Genomic DNA, 19,055 nt, shown 5'->3' with positions numbered 1-19,055 from the left:
ATGCCTCCAAAGGAACGTAGCGGCGCCATCCTGACGGTGGACCTGGACGCCGTGCGCGCCAACTATCGCTTGCTGCGCGACAAGGCGCACCCGGCCGCCTGCTCGGCCGTCGTGAAGTCCGACGCGTATGGCCTGGGCGCCGCGCAAGTGGGCGCGGCCCTGTATGAAGAGGGTTGCCGCCATTTCTTCGTGGCGCACCTGGAAGAGGGCATCAGCCTGCGCCCGCACGTGGCGCCCGACGCGGATATCTTCGTGCTGCACGGCCCGCCTGTCGGCACGGAAGGCGAATTCACGGCCCACGGCTTGATACCCGTGCTCAACAGCGAGCCGCAGGTGGCTGGCTGGCGAGCGCACGCCAAGGCATTGGGGGAAACCCTGGACGCCATCGTGCAGGTCGACACGGGCATGTCGCGCATGGGCTTGTCGCCGCAGGAAATCGACGCCTGGCTGCTGGACGCACACTTTCTAGACGGCATCAAGGTGCGCTACCTCATGAGCCACCTGGCTTGCGCCGACGAGCGCAGCAACCCCATGAATGGCGAGCAGCTGGCCCGTTTCACCGCCATCCGCGCCCGTTTGCCGCAGTATCGCGCCAGCCTGGCCAATTCCTCGGGCATCTTTTTGTCGCCCGATTTTCACTTTGACCTGGTGCGCCCGGGCGCTGCCCTGTATGGCATCGGGCCGCAGGGCGGCGAGCCCAATCCTTTGCAATCGGTAGTGCGCCTGCAAGGCAAAGTGCTGCAAACGCGCACGATTGCCGCCGGCGACCACGTGGGCTACAGCCGCCGCTACACGGCCAGCGCGCCGCGCCAGGTGGCCACTGTTTCCGTCGGTTACGCCGATGGCTGGTTGCGCAGCATGAGCAACCAGGGCCTGGCCATCGTCGACGGCGTGAAAGTGCCGCAGATCGGCGCCATCTCGATGGATTCCATCACACTCGACGTGAGCGCCATCGCCGAAGAGCGCGTCGCGCCGGGCAGCCTGGTCGACCTGATCTGCGCCGAACACCCGGTCGATGCCGTGGCGGCCATGGCCAATACCATCGGCTATGAAGTGCTGACAAATCTTGGCGGGCGCTACTACCGCGAGTATCAGGGATTAGCCGCCGCCGCACGCTAAGCAGCGCGAAACCGATGATTGTGTGGCAAGATAGTCCCGGTGTGAACTCCACTCCGGGGCTTCTTTTTAACCATCATCGGGGATTTATATGAGCCAATATCAAGTTGCAATCATCGTCGGCAGCCTGCGCAAGGATTCCTTCAACCGCAAGCTCGCTGATGCGCTCGTCAAGCTGGCGCCGCCCGAGTTTTCCTTCAAGCATATCGACATCGGCGACTTGCCGCTGTACAACCAGGACGATGATGGCGCGCAGTCCGAGCAGGTGCTGCGTCTCAAATCCGACATTTCTGCATCGCAAGCTTTGCTCTTCCTCACCCCCGAATACAACCGCTCGATCCCCGGCGTGCTGAAAAACGCCCTCGACCACGGTTCGCGTCCGTATGGCCAGAGCGTGTGGGGCGGCAAGCCGGGCGCCGTGCTGGGCGTTTCCGTGGGCGCCACGGGCACGGCCCTGGCGCAGCAGCATTTGCGCAATGTGCTCGCTTACCTGGATGTGCCGCTGCTGGGCCAGCCCGAAATGTTTATCCAGGCCAAGGAAGGCCTGTTTGACGAGCATGGCGGCATCGGCCCGGCCAGCCTCGGTTTCTTCCAGGGCTGGATGCAGCGTTACACGGACTGGGTACGCAAGCACGCCATCCACGCTTGATGCAGGTCAAGGCGGCAGCGCTCTGCGTTGCCGCTTGTAGCGTTTCTTTCACAATGGATGCCAACATTTCAATATTGGCACGGGTGTCTCGGTATAATGCGCCCTTTCTTTAGCGCAATATTTTTTCTTGCCGACCCCATGTGGACTAAACCTGTTCTGCGCATGAATTTGCGCCGTTTGATCGTGCTCGTGGCCTTTGCCAGCGCCCTGGTGTCCCTGGCCAATACCTTCTATGCCAGCTACAGCGTGCAGCGCCAGTTGCTCATCGATACCACCCTGGAAGCGAACCACGCCTACGCCAGCAAGCTGGCCAGCACAGCGGAGGACTTCCTGCAGTCGGCGCGCCAGCAACTGGCCTACAGCGCGGGCAGCTTGCCCTCGCGCATGGGCGACGAGCAATGGTTGACGGACGAGGCGCAGCGCCTGCGCCTGCAAACGAACAGTTTCAATTCCGTGCTCATCGTCGATGCCCAGGGCAAGGTCCTGGGGGTGTCGCCGGAAACCCTGGCTCTCAAGCACCGCACGCTCGATTCGGCCGGCGCCATCCAGGCACTGCGCGAGCGGCGCCCGCTGGTGACGCAGCCGTACGTTTCCTCGGCCGGCAACCTGGTGGTTTTCATTTCGCATCCCATTCTGGGCAAGGATGGCCGCTACCTGGGTTATGTGGGCGGCAGCATTTACCTGAAACAGAAAAACATCCTGTACACCATGCTGGGCCAGCATTACTACCGCGACGGCTCCTACCTGTACGTGGTCGACCAGAACCGGCGCCTGCTGTACCACCCGGACCCCGAGCGCCTGGGCGACGTTGCCGGCAGCAATCATGTCATCGACGCCATCATCGCGCAGCAGGGCGGCGGCAATCGGCGCATGCACAACAGCCTGGGCGTGGACATGCTGGCCGGCTACGCCATCATGCCATCGACGGGCTGGGGCATCGTGGCGCAGCGTCCGACGGCCATGACCCTGGCCCCGCTGAACCAGTTGATGGCCAACACGGTATGGCATTCTTTGCCGGTCGCCTTGCTGAGCTTGCCATTCATCTGGTGGCTGGCGAGCCTGATTTCGCGGCCCCTGGTGCAGCTGGCCGAGGGTGCGCGGCGCATGGATGCGCCCGGTACGGCCGAACACATCGCCGCCATCCGCTCCTGGTATGTGGAGGCGACGCAGATCAAGAAAGCCTTGCTGAAGGGCTTGGCGTTGTTGCAGAACAAGATCGGCAAGCTGAAGACCGATGTGCAGACGGACCCGCTGACGGGCTTGTCGAACCGGCGCGGCATGGCGGCGGCGCTGGACGATTGGCAGGCGCAAGCCCGGCCGTTTTCCGTCATCGCCATCGACATCGACCATTTCAAGCAAGTCAACGACCAGTGGGGCCATGCCGTGGGCGACGACGTCATCCTGCGCCTGGCGCAACTGATGCGCGCCTGTTCGCGCGATGCCGACGTGCTGTGCCGCAATGGCGGCGATGAATTCATCATGCTGCTGCCCGATGCCGACCTGGACGTGGCCATGCAGGTGGCCGAGCGCTTGCGCGTCAAGGTGGCCGCCGCCGTGATTCCCGGCGCCGGCTCCATCACGGTCTCGCTGGGCGTGGTCTCGTCGTCGCACGGGGAGCGCAGCACGGACGCCGTGCTGCTGGCCGCCGACGCCGCTCTGTACGTGGCCAAGGAAAATGGGCGCAACCGCGTGGGTCTCGCCGAGCCCGCCTGACAGGCGGGCCGTGCGGCATAAACTGATCCGCTGTTTTCTGTTGCATCTGAGCCTGTCCCGTTTGCGCGTCAGCGCTTACCATGTGCCCCTGAGACGGACAACGAGAACAACGCGCATGGCAGGGATGGACATTAATGACGTTTGAGCAAGAACTTGGCATCCGCTGCGAAGTCGGTGGCCAGTTGCACCCGCTGGCCTACCTCGGTTGCCGCGAACTCAACTACGGCCAGCACAGCGTGCTGCCGCTGCACCCGTTTCGCCTGAGCGTGCCGGAAACGGCGCTGGCAGGCTTGCTCGACGAGCCGTTCAACAGTTTTATCCAGACTTGCCGCGAAGACGACCTGCAGTACGAGGAAAGCGACTTGCCCGAACTCAAGGAAGCGGGCTATGCCGACATCACGGCCATGCTGGCGGGCCACCGGCCGCTGCTGGCCGACATGCTGTATGACTTCATGATCGGCGACTTGCTTGCGGCCATCGGGCGCGCCAGCGGCTACCGTCCACCTCGTGCCCGGCATTGGGGCGACGTGGAGGCGGCCGATGGCCGCGCCTATTTCACCATCAATGAAGTAGAGAAAATCTATTTTGCCGAGGGCCAGGCCGTATTTGAAGGGCAGGGTTACTACGGCGACTACGTCATCTGGCTGACGCACGGCTACAGGCGCAAATAGGGACTTGACCTTCCTCATGTGGGAAGGTTTATAGTTGTGGCATGAACCGTGCCTTTTTCCGCTTTCTTGCCCGCTCGCTGCTCTGGCTGCTGGCCGTCACGCTGCCCATGCAGGGCTTTGCGTCGGCCATGCGCAGCTGCTGCGTGGGCGAGCTGGCGGCTACGGTGACCGTCGCGGCCATGCAGGCGCCAGCGCCCCAGTGCCATGACATGGGTGACATGGCCGCCATGTACATGCAGGACCAGCCGATGAAGATGGCCATGGACGATGGCGGCGCCACGCAGCATGGCCACGATTGCAGCAACCATGGCGCTTGCACCGTGGGCGCTGCGGCGCCTCCCGGCATGCCTGCCTTGCACGCCTTGACCCTGCGCGCGCCGCCACCGGCGCTGGCGCCCGATTCCCTGTTCGCCGGGCATATCCCGCTAGGTCCCGAACGTCCCCCGAGTAGCACACGCTCCGCCTGACCGCCCGTTGAACCTGGCGGTGCCGCCGTCGCACGTCCCGGCATCCTGGGCCTTGCATCGGCTGCGCCAGCGTTCCAGTCGCGCGCCCGCCGCGCCATACCCTGTCATTCAAGGAATACCATGAAGCAATTATTCAGCCTCGCGCTGGCCACCTGCGTTGCGCTTGCCGCGTTGCCGCTGGCCGCCGTCGCTCAGTCCCAGCCCGCCCCGCAAGAGGCGCAAGCGCCGGTGCCGGCCGCCACTTACCGCTCCGCCTTCACCGGCTACCGTCCCGCCGCCGAAGAAGACGCCACCCCCGACCAGGCCTGGCGCGCCCTCAACGACAAAGTCGGCAAGGCCGGCGGCCACATGGGCATGATGAAGATGGACGGGCACAAGATGCCGATGAAGCATGCCATGCCCAAGCCGGATGCGAAGCCGGCCGCCCAGCCCGCCACGCACCACCAGCATGAAGGACACTGACATGGCCCGCTTCACACAATCAACTTGCCTGACGCCGCTGGCGCTGGCGGCCGTCCTGCTGCTCAGTGGCTGCGCCAGCTTCAGCTCCGATGGAGGCATGCAGACGGTGTCCGCGCTGGCCGATGCCCGCACGGGCGCGCCCGCAGCGCTATCGGACAAAGGCGGCGAGGAAAAACTGGCTACCCTGCTGGCCCAGCCCCTGGACGCGGACAGCGCCGTGCGCATCGCCCTGATGAACAACCACGGCATGAAAGTGGCGCTGGCCGAACTGGGCGCGTCCGAGGCGGACCTGGTGCAATCGGGGCGCTTGCGCAACCCGGGCCTGTCGTTCGGCCGCTCGCATGGCAGCCACGGCAATGAAATCGAGCGGGGCGTCAGCTTCGATCTGGCCGGCCTGCTGACCATGCCGATGCGCGTGAATATCGAGCGGGGCCGTTTCGAGCAAGCCAAGCTGCAGGCCGCCAGCAGCGCCGTGCAACTGGCGTCTGACACGCGCCGCGCGTATTTCACTGCCGTGGCCGCCATGCAGACGGAAGTGTTCATGCAGCGCGCGCTGCTGTCGGCCGAAGCGGGCGCCGAACTGGCCACGCGCTTGCAGCAGGCGGGCAACTGGAGCCGCCTCGACCAGGCGCGCCAGCAAGTATTTTATGCGGACGCCGTCGGCGACCTGGCCCGCGCGCGCCACCAGGCCACGGCCACGCGCGAGCACCTGACGCGTCTGCTGGGCCTGTGGGGCAAGCAGACCAGCTTTACTTTACCGTCGCGCTTGCCCGACTTGCCGGCCCAGGCGGCGGAAGCCGGCAATATCGAGGCGCAGGCCATGGAGCAGCGCCTCGACGTGCAAAGAGCGAAACTCGACGCGCATGCGACGGCCAACGCGCTGGGCTTGTCGAAGGTGACAGGCTTCATCAATGTGCTCGACGTGGGTTACACCAACAAGAGCAGCAGCGAGGCGCCGCGCGAAAACGGCTATGAAGTGTCGCTGGAACTGCCCCTGTTCGACTGGGGTTCGGCGCGTAATGCCAAGGCGCAAGCTTTGTACGAGCAGTCGCTGCAGCGCACGGCGGGCACGGCCGTGCGGGCCCGTTCCGAAGTGCGCGAGGCGTATTCCAGCTACCGCACGGCCTACGACCTGGCACGCCACTACCGCGATGAAGTCGTGCCGCTGCGCAAGACGATCTCGCATGAAGTATTGCTGCGTTACAACGGCATGTTGGCCAGCGTGTTCGAATTGCTGGCCGATGCCCGCGAGCAAGTTGCCAGCGTGAACAGCGCCATCGAGACCCAGCGCGATTTCTGGATTGCGCAAACTGAATTGCAAGGCGCCATCAATGGCAGCGGCCCAGCCAACAAGGAATAATGATGATTACACGTAGAAACTTTTTCATGAATGCGGGCGCTGTCGCACTGAGTGCTGCAGCGGTGAGTCGCGTCGGTGCGGCATCGTTGCCGGAAGCCGTCAGCATGGCTGGCGCGGAAACGAAGGCGCCGCCACCGCCGCCAAACGGGCGTCCGTACAACCCCGTCGTCACCCTGAATGGCTGGTCCTTGCCTTGGCGCATGAACAACAACGTCAAGGAATTTCATCTGGTGGCCGAACCCGTCGTGCGCGAACTGGCGCCCGGCATGATGGCCAATCTGTGGGGCTACAACGGCCAGTCGCCGGGTCCCACCATCGAAGTGGTCGAGGGCGACCGTGTGCGCATCTTTGTCACGAACAAATTGCCGGAACACACGAGCGTGCACTGGCATGGGCAGCGCTTGCCCAACGGCATGGACGGCGTCACGGGCCTGACCCAGCCAGGTATTGCTCCCGGCAAGACTTTCGTCTATGAATTCGTCGCCAAGCGGCCCGGCACCTTCATGTACCACCCGCATGCGGATGAAATGACGCAGATGGCCATGGGCATGATGGGTTTCTGGGTGACGCACCCGAAAGACCCGAATTTCATGAAGGTGGACCGCGATTTCGTCTTCTTGCTGAGCAACTACGATATCGATCCCGGCAGTTACACGCCGAAGATCATGACCATGACGGATTTCAATCTGTTCACCTTCAACAGCCGCGTCTTCCCCGGCATTGACCCCATGGTCGTGCGCCAGGGCGACAAGGTGCGCGTGCGTGTGGGCAATCTGACCATGACGAACCATCCGATCCACATGCATGGCCACGAATTCGAGGTGACGGGCACGGATGGCGGCTGGACGCGCCCCGAATCGCGCTGGCCCGAAGTGACAACCGATATCGCCGTGGGCCAGATGCGGGCCGTGGAATTCACGGCCACCGACCTGGGCGACTGGGCCTTCCACTGCCACAAGTCGCACCACACGATGAATGCCATGGGGCACGACGTACCCACCATGATCGGCGTCGACCACCAGGGCGTGGCGGCGAAGATCAACCAGCTCGTGCCCGGCTACATGGTGATGGGCGAACGGGGCATGGCCGACATGGGCGAGATGCAGATGCCGATCCCCGACAACACCTTGCCGATGATGGCGGGAGATGGCCCGTTCGGCGCCATCGGCATGGGCGGCATGTTTACCACGGTCAAGGTGCGCAAGGACCAGAAACCGGGCGACTACCGCGACCCCGGCTGGTACAAGCACCCGGCTGGCAGCGTGGCCTATGAATGGACGGGCGCCTTGCCGGAACCGCTGCGCGGCCAGGGTACGGGCAAGCTGCCAGCCAAGGGGGGCGTCGAGATGACGGTGCGCAAGCCGGCCGGCCACAGCGGGCATTAATACGGTTCATTGGCGCTGACCATCGCAACGGCTTGCCTAGCATGGCAAGCCGTTTTGCATGTTGCTATAAATCAAAGAATTATTATTTGGTGACAATCCGAGCATTTTTTTTCGTGTTTTTTCTTTATATTCAAACCAGTACGCTCCAGTTGCATCGAGTGTCAGCCAGTCTATGGAGGAAATCATGTTGAGCCGGATGAAGGTGGGTACGCGCTTGCTGGGGGCATTTTTTTGCGTCGCGCTGATGGGGGCCATCGTGGCCGGCATCGGTATCTTCAACATGGGCAAGATCGATACCATGGCGGGGCAGATGTACAGCCATGAGCTGCTGGGGCTGTCATACATCAAGGAAGCCAACATCGCCTTGATCAAGGTGGGGCGCGCGCGCAGCAATTTCTTGCTGGCGACGACCGCCGAGGAGCGCGCCACACGCCAGGCCGACATCGCCAAATTTCTCGATTCAAACAGGGCCTACCTTGCCAAGGCCCAGCCGCTGTTCGTCACGCCGGCCGCCAAGGAATTGTTTGCCCGCTTTGCCGCCGTCGAAGCCGAGTACGTCGTCACCATGCAGCAGGCGCTGACCTTGGCCGCGGGCGAACCGCTGGCCCAGCGCAGCGCGCAAATGGTCGAACTGCTCAACAAGACGCGCCAGCATGCCGACGAGCTCGACGGCGTACTGGATAAACTCTCGTTGCAGAAGGAAGAGCGCGCCAAGGCAGCCTCCGAGCAGGCGTCCGACGTGTATCAGGCCAGCCGCAGCTTCATGATCGCGCTGGTGCTGGGCAGCATGGCGGCCGGTCTGGCGCTGGGCGCGCTGATCACGCGCGGACTGACGCGCCAGCTCGGTGGCGAACCGGCGTATGCCGTCCAGATTGCCGGCGCCATCGCCGAGGGCGACCTCAGCGTGGATATCCGCACGGCCAGCCACGACAGCGCCAGCCTGCTGTTTGCCATGAAAACCATGCGCGACAAGCTGGTAGCCATCGTCAGCCAGGTGCGCTCGGCGACGGACACCATCAACACGGCCTCGGGTGAAATCGCCCAGGGCAACCTCGACTTGTCGTCGCGCACGGAAGAGCAGGCCAGTTCGCTGGAAGAAACGGCGTCGTCGATGGAGCAGCTGACGTCGGCCGTGCGGCAGAACGCGGACAACGCGCGCCAGGCGAATGTGCTGGCCGGTGCCGCCTCGGAGGTGGCCGGCAAGGGCGGCGCCGTGGTGGGGCAGGTGGTGCAGACCATGGAATCGATCAATGCGTCTTCGCGCAAGATCGTCGACATCATCAGCGTCATCGACAGCATCGCCTTCCAGACCAATATTTTGGCCTTGAACGCAGCCGTGGAAGCGGCCAGGGCGGGCGAGGAGGGGCGGGGATTTGCCGTCGTGGCATCCGAAGTGCGCAATCTGGCGCAGCGCTCGGCCAGTGCCGCGAAGGAAATCAAGACCTTGATCGGCGATTCCGTCGAGCAGGTGGAAATCGGTTCCAGACTCGTGCATGATGCGGGCAAGACGATGGATGAAGTGGTCGCCAGCGTGCGCCAGGTGGCCGACATCATGCAGGAAATCACGGCCGCCAGCAGCGAGCAAAGCGCCGGCATCGGGCAAGTCAACCAGGCCGTGCTGCAGATGGATCAGGTGACGCAGCAAAATGCGGCCCTGGTGGAGGAAGCGGCCGCCGCCGCCGCATCGCTGCAGGACCAGGCGCACACCCTGACGGAACTGGTGGGCGTGTTCCGCCTGCATGCCCAGGAGCAACAGATAGCCGTGCCGGCCGCCAGCAATGTCACGCCGCTGCGCCGGCCAGTGCCGCCTGCCAGGCAAGGCGTGCGGCGCCTGGCCTGAACCCGGCGGGCTCGGGCGCAATCGGCGCGGCGGTGCTAGGCTGTCACTATGGCGCGTTTTCGTGTCTCTGGGCAAGCTGTGGCGAGATTGCCACGGTGTTCCCTATGTGTCCTTGCGAACGAACAGCGTGGCGCACAAGGTCTACAATGGGGGCATAACTGATAAAAGGAGTGTCCCCATGAAAACCCTGATTCTTGCCGCCGTCTTGCTGTCGGCCGCCACCGCTGCCGTCGCCCAGGTCGGCGTATCGGTCAGCATTGGCCAGCCCGGCTTTTACGGCCGCATCGACGTGGGCGACTATCCCGCGCCGCAATTGATCTATGCCCAGCCTGTCATCGTGCAGCGCCCGCAATACTATTCAGCCCGTCCCATCTATTTGCGCGTGCCGCCCGGCCATGCGAAAAACTGGTCCAAGCACTGCCGCAAGTATAATGCCTGTAACCAAGAGGTGTATTTCGTTCAGGATAGTTGGTATAACAATCAATATGTGCCCCGTTACCGCCAGCAGCATGGCGACCATGGCCGTCCCGATTATGCTGACCGCGGTCGTCATGACAACAAGCATGACAAGCACTTTGACAAGCATGATGACAAGCGCGACAAGCGCGACAAGCATGACAACAAGCCGGGCAAAGGCCATGGCAACGGTCATGGCAACGGCCACCGGGATTAACAAGGGGAGGATCTTTGCACAGTAAAATCGTTATCGTAGGTGGTGGCGCAGGCGGCCTGGAGCTGGCCTGCAAACTCAGCCGCAAGCTCGGTGCCGGCCAGGTGACCCTGGTCGACAGCCGCCTGTACCATATCTGGAAGCCGTCGCTGCATGAAGTGGCGGCCGGCACCCTGGACATTCATCAAGAGGGCCTGTCGTACCAGATGCTGGCGCATGACAATGGTTTTACCTATGTCTATGGCCCCTTGATCGGGCTAGCCGCCGCGTCGAACAGCCTCACCGTGGGCGCCATCGCCACCGACAAGGATGAACAGCTCTTGCCCCAGCGCCAGGTCAGCTACGACCAGCTGGTGCTGGCCGTGGGTAGCACCTCGAATTACTTCGGCGTGCCCGGCGCCAAGGAAAACACGATATCCCTGAATGCCACGGAAGACGCCGAACGTTTCCGTTTGACCCTGTTGAAACTGCTGGCCATGGCCGAGCAGCGCCAGGGCGACGCGGGCCATCCCGGCGTCGACATCGTCATCATCGGCGGCGGCGCCACGGGCGTGGAACTGGCGGCCGAGCTGCGCGAAGCGAGCGGTGTGTATGCCGCGTATGGTTTCCAGAATCTGAACGCCATCAAGGATGTGCGCATCACCCTGCTCGAAGGGGCGCCGCGCATCCTGGCGCCACTGCCCGAGCGCGTGTCTATTGCCGCCTCGAAACTGCTGCATCAACATGGCATCAGCGTGGTGACCGACACGCGCGTCACCACGATCGAAGCGGACAAGGTGACGGTGGCCAGCGGCACCAGCTACGCGGCCGACATCTGCGTGTGGGCCGCCGGCATCCGCGCGCCGGAATTCCTGTCCACGTTGGGGCTGCCGACCAACCGCGCCGGCCAGCTGGAAGTGACGGGCATGCTCAATGTGCAGGGCCATGCGAATATTTTCGCGCTGGGCGATTGCGCCGCCTGCATGGGCCCGGATGGCAAGCTGGTGCCGCCGCGCGCTCAGGCGGCCCACCAGCAAGCCGATTACCTGCTGAAGACCTTCCTGTTGCAAGCCAAGGGCAAGCCGCCGCAAACCAAGCCGTACGAATACCTGGATTACGGTTCGCTCGTGTCGTTTGGCCGCACCACCTCGGTCGGCACCCTGATGGGTTCGCTGAAGGGCCTGAGCTGGTTCGTCGAAGGTTTTGTCGCCCGCATGATGTATGTCAGCCTGCATCTGATGCACCACAATGCCGTGCTGGGCAGCGTGCGCACGGCCGTCATGGCCATGGGCCGTTTCCTGATCAAGCGCAGCACGCCGCAGGTCAAGCTGCACTAGGCGAGCTGCATCAAGCGCTTTGCGCCGGATCAAACAAGGGGCCTTGCGGCCCCATTTTATTTGCTGCGCGCCATCGGCGCCGCTTCGCAGCGGCCCCGCGTCATGGGGAAATCGATGGTGGTGAGCTTGCCCTTCAAGGTGCCTGTCATGCTGGCGTGCAAGATGCGCTCGCTGTCGTGGCGGTAGATGATGCGGCTGGGGAAGTCATTGTCCAGGTTGGCGAAGATGAATGTATTCGGCTTGTCCTGGCGCAGCAGGTTGAAGATCACGGGCGGCTGGCCCGACGGCTGCACGATGTAGGCCAACTGCCCCGGCTCGGTGAGGCGGATCTGCACGAATTCGAAAGCCGTCGTCTTGCCGCCCTTGACGGTGCGGCTGGTGCCGAGGATGGTGCCGCCGGCGGCCGTGCTCCATTGTTCCCCGGAACCGGGCTCGGCGCCGTCGACGTTCCAGCAGCCGGCCAGCCAGGCCAGCTTGTCCACCGTTTCCGGCGGCGGCACGGTTTTGTTGGCGCCCTGGGCGGCGCCCATGACCAGCAGCGCTGCCAGCAGGGTGGGGATGCGTCGTTGCATGCGGTCTCCTGTCGTCGAATCGTTCAGCGTATGAGGGCGCCTGGTAAAGACTATTCTTTCGGGGGAATGCGCGGCAAGACGACGGTCACGGCCGTGCCGCCTTGCGGATTGGCCGTCAGGCTCAGGCTGCCGCCCAGGTAATGCACGCGCTCGCGCACGGAGCGCAGGCCATGCTTGCTCATTTCGACGGGCTCGCTCTTCGGCAGCCCCACGCCGTCATCCTTGACAGTCATCATCAGCGCTTCGTCATTGTCGTCGATGATGATGTCCACTGCGCTTGCGTGCGCGTGCGCGGCGATATTGCCAAGCGCTTCTTCCAGGGTGCGCAGCAGGGCCACGCCCACGCTGCGTGGACAAATCAGTTCATCTTCGGGCAGGCTGCAGCGCACGGTGATCTTGTGCTGTTCGGCAAATTGCGTGGCCAGCTCACCCAGCGCCACATTCACGCCGAGAAACTCCAGCTTGTCGTTCCACAGCTTCATCTGCATTTGCCGGTTGGTTTCAATCACATTCAGCAGCAATTGCTTCATGGTCGCCGCGCGGTCGAGCAAGGCCGCTTCCTGCGGCATTTTTTGCGTCAGCAGGGACAGGTGCATGGTCAATGCCGTCAGCGAGGAACCGAGGCTGTCGTGCAGCTGGCGCGACAGGGCGCGCCGTTCATTGTCCCAGCTGGTGTTGACATGACCCAGCAACTCGCTGAGATCGGCGGCGCGCTCCGCATCGGCCTGGGCCGCTTCCTTGTTCGGATCTGTTTGTGCGGACATAGCGCCCCGTGAATGGTGAAAGGTGGACCAAATTCAAGTTGTGGATCATACATGAGGATTTCATCGCGGGGCGCATGGATGGAAAATTTCTGTCTTTTCGGCAATTTTGATCTCCTTCCATCACTTTTATATGATAGACAATATTCTTGTTTGCGCCAGCAGGAAGAGTTCCCGTCGTTACGTACGGCTGCGCACATACCAGGGCGCGGCACGCTGCCATAGTGGGGCTGTGCATTACCCCATGCAGCCTGGCGCCACCAAGGCGCGGGGCGCAGCACAGGCCCGCTTACCGAAACGAAAGGACATGCCATGAATATCGATACCATCGTCGACCAGGAATACCTCGACAAAAGCTTCCGCGACATCGTCAATGCGCCCATCAGTGCCCTGCGCGGCGTCAGCGCGAAGGATGCCAAGGCCTTGCAGCAAGCGTTTGGCGTGAACACCGTGCGCGAACTGTCCAACCTCAATTTTGTCAAATGGGCCAGCGCGCTGGCCATTCTGGCCGATGAAGAGGGCATGAGCGGCGAAGAGCGGGCCAAGGAAGAATTGCTCGACGACGCCGTGGAAATGACTTTCCCCGCCAGCGACCCGATTTCCGTCGATGCCGGCATCACGCGCATCGAAGTGGCGCCGGACACCGTGAATGCGCAAACGGACCACCAGCATGCCGGCCAGCAAGAAGTGACGGCAGGCAAGAAGTAAAGTCTTCGGCCATCAAAAAACCGGCGGGCCGTGAGGCTTGCCGGTTTTTCATGTGCCGCATGGCGTCGCAGTCAGGCGATCGACGGAATGCTGTTTTTTTGCATGTTGACCTGCGACGCGATCACCTCGTGCGGCGTGCAGCAAAAGCGGTTCTTGCCGGCGCGCTTGGCTTCATACAGCGCCGTGTCGGCCACGCCCAGCAGGGATTCGACAGTGCTGGCGTCGTCCGGGTAAATGGCGATGCCGATGCTGGTCGACAGGCGCAGGGTCAGGTCGTTGATGAAATACGGTTCGGAAATAACTTCGATCAGCTTGGCCGCCGGTTCGCGCGCGTCGCCTTTGCCGGCCAGGTTGCCTAGCACGATGACGAATTCATCGCCGCCGATGCGCGCCACCGTGTCTTCCTTGCGCGACGCGCCCACCAGGCGGGCCGCCACCATTTTCAGGATGTCATCGCCATAGCCGTGGCCGTAGCTGTCGTTGATGGCCTTGAAGCCGTCCAGGTCCAGGTACAGGATGGCCGACTTGCTGCGGCTGCGGGCCGATTGCTGCAGGGTATGCTCGATGCGGTCTTCCAGCAGGCGCCGGTTCGGCAAGCCCGTCAGCGGATCGTGCAGCGCCAGTTCCTGCTGCTGCTTGCTGTATTGCGCCAGTTCCTTGTATAGCAGGCGCACTTCCAGCATGTTGTGGATGCGCTTGTGCACTTCCATCAGGTCGAAGGGTTTGCTGATGAAGTCGCGCGCGCCCGCTTCCAGGGCGGCGATCTTGAAACTCGGTTGCGCCGTCAGGGCCAACACGGGCAGGTAGCCACCATGTTCGATTTCCTTCAAGCCTTTCATGACCTGGAAACCATTCAGTTCAGGCATTTGCAGATCCAGCAAGATCAGATCGTAGCAATGCTCCTGGTGCAGGGGGCAGACCTGTGCCGGACGCATGGTGGCCGTGACGTTGGTGTAGCCGGCATCGCGCAGGATTTCCAGCATCAGGTCGACATTGTCGGGCGAATCGTCGACGACCAAAATTTTGGCTTTCAAAATCTCATCTTGGCTGGGCATGTAGGGTCTCGGTTAATACGGTCTATGCAACGCTGGCTTCTACCGCTGATGATCGGCTGACGGCGGTGAGAAAGATAGTAGCGCCTTGCAACAAGATAGGGCGCACAACAGCGCTTGAACTCGCTTCTGCCACTGATGGCAACCAAGGTTGCCGGTCTCCTGCCTGCCGTGCAGGTATTTCTGCATTTAAGTGTAGCAAACTTCAGCTTAGTTGCTTGTAGGACAGTGCCGCGTCTGAAAGTAGGAAGGCCAACCCACAAAAATGGTCATTTTGTTTTGCACTATGTGTTTTTTTGCATTATCTTTTTAAGGGTGGGGCCGTGACGCGCGCAGCGGCCAGTTGCGCCACGGCTGCTACCAGTTCGACCGGGTCGAGCGGTTTCGAGACCCAGCTCTGGAAGCCGCTGGCCAGCGCCCGCTGGCGATCCTGCGGTTGCGCAAACGCCGTCAGCGCCAGCGCGGGCAGCCGGGCGGCAGCGGGAGAAGGGTGGGCGCGGACTTGCGCCAGCAAGTCGAAACCGTCGGCATCGGGCATGCCGATGTCGCTGACCAGCACATCCGGGTGCACCTGGTCCAGCAGTTGCAGCGCTTGCGCGACGCTGCCGGCGCTGTGCACTTCGGCGTTGTTGTCGCGCAAGATGCGTTCCGTCAGTTCGCGCGCATCGGCTTCGTCATCGACCAGCAACACCGTGACGCCGCGCAAGTCATGGCCGGCGGACAGATTGCCGCTCTTCAGGCGCGCCGGCCCGGCCGGCGTCCCCAGGGGCAGGCGCACGGTAAAGCTGGCGCCCTGCATGTCACCGGCGCTGCTGACCGTGACCGTGCCGCCATGCTGCTCCACCATGTGCTTGACGATCGCCAGTCCCAGCCCCAGGCCGCCGTGCCGGCGCGTGGTCGAGGCGTCGGCCTGGCGGAAGCGGTCGAATACGTGGGGCAGGAAGTCTTTCTTGATGCCGACGCCGTTGTCGGCCACCGTGATGGCCAGGCGCGACGCCTCGCGGCGCACGCCGATATCGACCCGTCCCCCTTGCGGCGTGAACTTCAGGGCATTCGACAGCAGGTTCCAGATCACTTGCTGGATACGGCTGGGGTCGCCCGTCATGCTGCCTGCATCGCTGGCGATGCTGCTGTGGATGGCGATGTGCTTGGCATCGGCCGCCGGGCGCAGGGTTTCGATGGCCGAGGCGATGATGCTGGCGGGCACGATGGTTTGCAGGTCGAGCAGCACCTTGTCGGAGGTGATGCGGCTCATGTCGAGCAAGTCTTCGATCAGTTGCGCCTGCGCGCGCGCATTGCGTTCGATGCTTTGCAGGCCGCGGAGCAGGTCGGCCTGGTCGCGCGTGCCGCGCCGCAGCACCTGGGCCCAGCCCAGGATGGCCGACAGGGGCGTGCGCAGTTCATGCGACAGGGTGGTGAGAAAATCGTCTTTCAGCTGGTTCGTGTGCTCGGCCTCGGCGCGCGCCTCGCGTTCGCTGTCGAGCAGCACCTTGCGCTCTTCGGCGGCGCGCGTGGCGGCCGCGTACAGGCGCGTATTGTCGAGCGCGAGGGCGGCCTGGGCCGCGATGGCCGAGACGATGCGTTCGCTGCGCGCGCTGAACATGCCCGCCTGCGGATGACCCAGCAGCAAGCGCCCCAGCAACAGGCCCGAGCGCGAACTGACGGGCAGGCTCAGGCAGCTGCGCAGCGGCGGCGCGCCGTCGGCGCTGGCATCGGGCGCGACCAGCAAATCGTTCTGGCGCATGGCCGGTCCCTGGCGCAATTCCGTGGCGATGGCCTCGGCCTGGCGCAGGCTGATGCCCGTGACGGCGCGCGCCGAGGGGTGGGCCTCGCCCGCATCGTCATAATAAAAAGCGCCGAAGCGCGCGCCGCTGATGCGCGTGGCCGCGTCGACGGCTTCCTGCAGCAGGGCTGGCAAGTCCAGGGTGCTGGCCAGGGCCGCGCCTGTATTGTTGAGCAACTCGAGCACGCGCGTCTCATCGCGCAAGGCTTCCTGCGCGCGCTTGACCTGGTCGACATCGGTGCTCGTGCCAAACCAGCGCAGCAGCTGGCCACCCCGGTCGCGCACGGGATTGGCGCGCGTCAGGAACCAGCGGTACTGCCCGTCGGCGCCGCGGATGGGGAATTCCATTTCGAAGGGCGTGCCGTCGCGCAAGGCGGCCTTCCAGGCTTGCAGCATGGGCGGCAAATGCTGCGCGTCATAGGCGATGCTCCAGCCGTCACCCGCCATCTGTTCGGCGCTGGTGCCCGTGTAGTCGTGCCAGCGCTGGTTGTACCAGGCAATGGTGCCGTCGAAGCTGGCGATCCAGGCCAGTTGCGGGATGGAATTGGCCAGTGCGCGCAAGTCTTCTTCGCTGTGGCGCAAGCTTTCCTCGGCCGCCTTGCGCTGGCTGATGTCCTGGATATACGTGGTCAAGCCGTCGCTGGAAGGGAAGATGCGCACCTCCAGCCAGCGCCCCAGCGGCAGATACAGCAGTTCGAAGCTGCCGCCGTGCTGCTGCGCCATGGCGCGCCGGTACTGCGTTTCCAGTTCCGTGCCCGGCAGGTCGGGGCAGGCTTGCCACAAATTGTTGCCTGCCAGGCTGGCGCCAGGCGGACGCTGCGGCGCCAGCATGTCGGCGCCGCGCGTATTGATATAGCGGATGGTCCAGTCGCGGTCGAGCAGGCAAAAGCCGTCGGTGATGCCCTCCAGCAAGTTGGCCAGGCGCTCGTCGGAGAGGCTCAGCGGCGCTGATGGGGGAAGCAGATCTTGCTCGCGGTCATGCTTGGCCATCGGAAATCCTGCAACAGTGAGTCTGCCGCACAGGCTGCTGCCCCGCCGGGCCGCCATCGCTAAGCTCAGTGAGTGGGGCATGATGGAACTGCCTGCCGTCATGCATGAGAGGAGGCACAAGCGCCCCTGTCTGGCTGGTATTGTAGCCCCAAGCGGTGCGCCGCCACCGCACGCTTGCGCGCCGCCTCCAGATACACACCTGCAGATAGCACTGGACAGGCTGGAAAGCAGTCCCTATAATCCCGCTTCTTTCGAGGCAGCAACTTCTCGATTCGCTGGATGCCCCTGTGAAAGCAGAAGTGTCCATCGATAAAAAGGCGTCAGCTTTTTAGCTGTGAAAAGGTGGTCGATGATGCGGGGCGGTATTCTGCAAAATCAGCTAAGCGATTGAAAAATCGAACTTTTCAAAGCGAAATGAATACGCTATAATGTTTGCCTGCGCGGCTGTAGCTCAGCTGGATAGAGTACTTGGCTACGAACCAAGGGGTCGTGGGTTCAATTCCTGCCAGCCGCACCAGAATACTGAAAATCAGACTTTGCCTGGTTTTGTTGTAACAAGTTTCACCTCCATGTTGTTAATGGAATGTTGTAGAAGTTTTGCGGCTGTAGCTCAGCTGGATAGAGTACTTGGCTACGAACCAAGGGGTCGTGGGTTCAATTCCTGCCAGCCGCACCAGTATTACCGGAACGGAGTTCGCTTCGTTTTGATGAAAGTTTCAAGCTTCGCGCCGTCCGGCGAAGTGTGTCAGAGTTTGCGGCTGTAGCTCAGCTGGATAGAGTACTTGGCTACGAACCAAGGGGTCGTGGGTTCAATTCCTGCCAGCCGCACCAGTATCAGCAGTAGTGAAAAAACCCGGAAAGTTCGCTTTCCGGGTTTTTTTTCCTTCTGGCGGGGCGGGGCATCAGCCATGCTGGCGGCCTGGGCAATTGTGAAATTATCCGCACGGCGCCCACACGGCGCCCTGTCAACGCTAAATAGAAATGTCCCCTTTTGTCCCAAGTAGAAATGTCCCCCGGGTTCAGCGAAACGGAGGGATTTTTTCGCATTCAGAACCTTGCCTGAGGTGGCTTCCCCGTGGCGTCGAGTGTTGGCATGCGCTTTTTCCAAGGGTGACCTATTTCTGGCGCCACCCGGGGGCGTGATTCGAGGATGCAGTCGACCAGATCGTTGACCTGCTTGCCGTCGACGGGTGCGCATTGATTGCTCGGTCCCGTCGATGGCGCCAAGGCATCAAAGGCGAGCGTACGGCCCTGCCAGCGCAATTCCGTCACGCCGTCATGATGGCGGTGCACCGTGACAGCGGCGCCTCGCATGGATAACCCTGAGCTGATTGTTCTGACTTGAAGCAAGATGCCTTCATGCTGGCAGCTCAGATTTTTCGACAGCTTCCTGGTATCTTGCACCGACAGGATGCGGCGCAGCTGCTCAGGCTTGCCCAGGTAGGGCACATGCGCGTCGCGTGCGGCCGCGGGCGGCACCGCGAAACGCCGATTGAAGTCCGCGATATAGGTCGGCAACCAAGCGTTGGCGGCCTGCTGG

General features: G+C 62.9%; 16 protein-coding genes, 3 tRNA genes and 1 pseudogene. 15 read left to right on the top strand and 5 right to left on the bottom strand.

Annotated features, from left to right (window positions below):
• The 11 genes from alr (at position 1) to ACQ4WS_RS12600 (ending at position 11,649) form a co-directional block, all read left to right on the top strand.
• Positions 1-1,119 (top strand): alanine racemase, encoded by a 1,119-nt coding sequence (gene alr, locus ACQ4WS_RS12650; RefSeq protein WP_436476707.1) that lies wholly within the window; start codon positions 1-3, stop codon positions 1,117-1,119.
• 88 nt (positions 1,120-1,207) lie between these two features.
• A complete protein-coding gene (locus ACQ4WS_RS12645; protein ID WP_436476706.1) occupies positions 1,208-1,765 on the top strand; it encodes an NADPH-dependent FMN reductase in 558 nt (185 codons plus the stop codon).
• Positions 1,766-1,903: 138 nt separating this feature from the next.
• Positions 1,904-3,478 (top strand): diguanylate cyclase, encoded by a 1,575-nt coding sequence (locus ACQ4WS_RS12640; protein WP_436476704.1) that lies wholly within the window; start codon positions 1,904-1,906, stop codon positions 3,476-3,478.
• A 134-nt stretch (positions 3,479-3,612) separates the two neighbouring features.
• Positions 3,613-4,149, top strand: a complete 537-nt coding sequence (locus ACQ4WS_RS12635; RefSeq protein ID WP_436476702.1) for a hypothetical protein — start codon at positions 3,613-3,615, stop codon at positions 4,147-4,149.
• Between the two features lie 41 nt (positions 4,150-4,190).
• Complete coding sequence (locus ACQ4WS_RS12630; protein WP_436476700.1) at positions 4,191-4,616, top strand: hypothetical protein; 426 nt, start codon at positions 4,191-4,193, stop codon at positions 4,614-4,616.
• Positions 4,617-4,736: 120 nt separating this feature from the next.
• Entirely contained in the window at positions 4,737-5,078 is a 342-nt protein-coding gene (locus ACQ4WS_RS12625) for a hypothetical protein (RefSeq protein WP_436476698.1), read from the top strand.
• Position 5,079: 1 nt separating this feature from the next.
• Positions 5,080-6,438 carry a TolC family protein gene (locus ACQ4WS_RS12620; protein ID WP_436476696.1) on the top strand — a complete coding sequence of 453 codons (1,359 nt, stop codon included), beginning with the start codon at positions 5,080-5,082 and terminating at the stop codon, positions 6,436-6,438.
• A 2-nt stretch (positions 6,439-6,440) separates the two neighbouring features.
• Entirely contained in the window at positions 6,441-7,823 is a 1,383-nt protein-coding gene (locus tag ACQ4WS_RS12615) for a multicopper oxidase family protein (protein WP_436476694.1), read from the top strand.
• Between the two features lie 184 nt (positions 7,824-8,007).
• The gene (locus tag ACQ4WS_RS12610; protein WP_436476692.1) at positions 8,008-9,663 is read left to right on the top strand and encodes a methyl-accepting chemotaxis protein; all 1,656 of its coding nucleotides are present in this window, start codon (positions 8,008-8,010) and stop codon (positions 9,661-9,663) included.
• A 178-nt stretch (positions 9,664-9,841) separates the two neighbouring features.
• Positions 9,842-10,336 carry a hypothetical protein gene (locus ACQ4WS_RS12605; protein WP_436476690.1) on the top strand — a complete coding sequence of 165 codons (495 nt, stop codon included), beginning with the start codon at positions 9,842-9,844 and terminating at the stop codon, positions 10,334-10,336.
• Between the two features lie 14 nt (positions 10,337-10,350).
• Positions 10,351-11,649, top strand: a complete 1,299-nt coding sequence (locus ACQ4WS_RS12600; protein WP_436476688.1) for an NAD(P)/FAD-dependent oxidoreductase — start codon at positions 10,351-10,353, stop codon at positions 11,647-11,649.
• A 56-nt stretch (positions 11,650-11,705) separates the two neighbouring features.
• Here the strand turns inward: ACQ4WS_RS12600 and ACQ4WS_RS12595 are convergent, their stop codons facing one another.
• Positions 11,706-12,221, bottom strand: a complete 516-nt coding sequence (locus ACQ4WS_RS12595) for a DUF6265 family protein (protein ID WP_436476686.1) — start codon at positions 12,219-12,221, stop codon at positions 11,706-11,708.
• Positions 12,222-12,271: 50 nt separating this feature from the next.
• Positions 12,272-12,985 carry a sensor histidine kinase gene (locus ACQ4WS_RS12590; RefSeq protein ID WP_436476684.1) on the bottom strand — a complete coding sequence of 238 codons (714 nt, stop codon included), beginning with the start codon at positions 12,983-12,985 and terminating at the stop codon, positions 12,272-12,274.
• Positions 12,986-13,294: 309 nt separating this feature from the next.
• Between ACQ4WS_RS12590 and ACQ4WS_RS12585 the strand changes: the two genes are divergently transcribed.
• Positions 13,295-13,690 (top strand): hypothetical protein, encoded by a 396-nt coding sequence (locus ACQ4WS_RS12585; protein ID WP_436476682.1) that lies wholly within the window; start codon positions 13,295-13,297, stop codon positions 13,688-13,690.
• Positions 13,691-13,761: 71 nt separating this feature from the next.
• On the opposite strand, the gene ACQ4WS_RS12580 is transcribed toward ACQ4WS_RS12585, so the two are convergent.
• Positions 13,762-14,745, bottom strand: coding sequence for a response regulator (locus tag ACQ4WS_RS12580; protein ID WP_436476680.1), 984 nt, complete (start codon positions 14,743-14,745; stop codon positions 13,762-13,764).
• A gap of 298 nt (positions 14,746-15,043) precedes the next feature.
• Positions 15,044-17,515: a PAS domain-containing hybrid sensor histidine kinase/response regulator gene (locus ACQ4WS_RS12575; RefSeq protein WP_436476678.1), complete on the bottom strand. Its 2,472-nt coding sequence runs from the start codon at positions 17,513-17,515 to the stop codon at positions 15,044-15,046.
• A 440-nt stretch (positions 17,516-17,955) separates the two neighbouring features.
• On the opposite strand from ACQ4WS_RS12575, the gene ACQ4WS_RS12570 reads away from it, so the two are divergent.
• The 3 genes from ACQ4WS_RS12570 to ACQ4WS_RS12560 all read left to right on the top strand — a co-directional run bounded on the left by ACQ4WS_RS12570 (position 17,956) and on the right by ACQ4WS_RS12560 (position 18,346).
• Positions 17,956-18,032, top strand: a tRNA-Arg gene (locus ACQ4WS_RS12570).
• A gap of 82 nt (positions 18,033-18,114) precedes the next feature.
• Positions 18,115-18,191, top strand: a tRNA-Arg gene (locus tag ACQ4WS_RS12565).
• Between the two features lie 78 nt (positions 18,192-18,269).
• Positions 18,270-18,346 (top strand) — tRNA-Arg (locus tag ACQ4WS_RS12560).
• A gap of 216 nt (positions 18,347-18,562) precedes the next feature.
• Here ACQ4WS_RS12560 and ACQ4WS_RS12555 read toward each other — a convergent pair.
• Positions 18,563-19,055 (bottom strand): annotated as a pseudogene (locus ACQ4WS_RS12555) (ISNCY family transposase); the annotation flags it as partial.

It is taken from the genome of Janthinobacterium leeuwenhoeki (genome assembly GCF_051380795.1).
Lineage (GTDB): Bacteria > Pseudomonadota > Gammaproteobacteria > Burkholderiales > Burkholderiaceae_D > Janthinobacterium.
Note: the sequence above shows the minus strand (reverse complement) of the source record. Positions and strands in the feature narration are given on the sequence as shown.

Excerpts from the sequence above, each read along its gene's own strand:
- alr (WP_436476707.1), top strand. The coding sequence starts at position 1 with ATGCCTCCAAAGGAACGTAGCGGCGCCATCCTGACGGTGGACCTGGAC.
- ACQ4WS_RS12645 (WP_436476706.1), top strand. The coding sequence starts at position 1,208 with ATGAGCCAATATCAAGTTGCAATCATCGTCGGCAGCCTGCGCAAGGAT.
- ACQ4WS_RS12640 (WP_436476704.1), top strand. The coding sequence starts at position 1,904 with ATGTGGACTAAACCTGTTCTGCGCATGAATTTGCGCCGTTTGATCGTG.
- ACQ4WS_RS12635 (WP_436476702.1), top strand. The coding sequence starts at position 3,613 with ATGACGTTTGAGCAAGAACTTGGCATCCGCTGCGAAGTCGGTGGCCAG.
- ACQ4WS_RS12630 (WP_436476700.1), top strand. The coding sequence starts at position 4,191 with ATGAACCGTGCCTTTTTCCGCTTTCTTGCCCGCTCGCTGCTCTGGCTG.
- ACQ4WS_RS12625 (WP_436476698.1), top strand. The coding sequence starts at position 4,737 with ATGAAGCAATTATTCAGCCTCGCGCTGGCCACCTGCGTTGCGCTTGCC.
- ACQ4WS_RS12620 (WP_436476696.1), top strand. The coding sequence starts at position 5,080 with ATGGCCCGCTTCACACAATCAACTTGCCTGACGCCGCTGGCGCTGGCG.
- ACQ4WS_RS12615 (WP_436476694.1), top strand. The coding sequence starts at position 6,441 with ATGATTACACGTAGAAACTTTTTCATGAATGCGGGCGCTGTCGCACTG.
- ACQ4WS_RS12610 (WP_436476692.1), top strand. The coding sequence starts at position 8,008 with ATGTTGAGCCGGATGAAGGTGGGTACGCGCTTGCTGGGGGCATTTTTT.
- ACQ4WS_RS12605 (WP_436476690.1), top strand. The coding sequence starts at position 9,842 with ATGAAAACCCTGATTCTTGCCGCCGTCTTGCTGTCGGCCGCCACCGCT.
- ACQ4WS_RS12595 (WP_436476686.1), bottom strand. The coding sequence starts at position 12,221 with ATGCAACGACGCATCCCCACCCTGCTGGCAGCGCTGCTGGTCATGGGC.
- ACQ4WS_RS12590 (WP_436476684.1), bottom strand. The coding sequence starts at position 12,985 with ATGTCCGCACAAACAGATCCGAACAAGGAAGCGGCCCAGGCCGATGCG.
- ACQ4WS_RS12585 (WP_436476682.1), top strand. The coding sequence starts at position 13,295 with ATGAATATCGATACCATCGTCGACCAGGAATACCTCGACAAAAGCTTC.
- ACQ4WS_RS12580 (WP_436476680.1), bottom strand. The coding sequence starts at position 14,745 with ATGCCCAGCCAAGATGAGATTTTGAAAGCCAAAATTTTGGTCGTCGAC.
- ACQ4WS_RS12575 (WP_436476678.1), bottom strand. The coding sequence starts at position 17,515 with ATGGCCAAGCATGACCGCGAGCAAGATCTGCTTCCCCCATCAGCGCCG.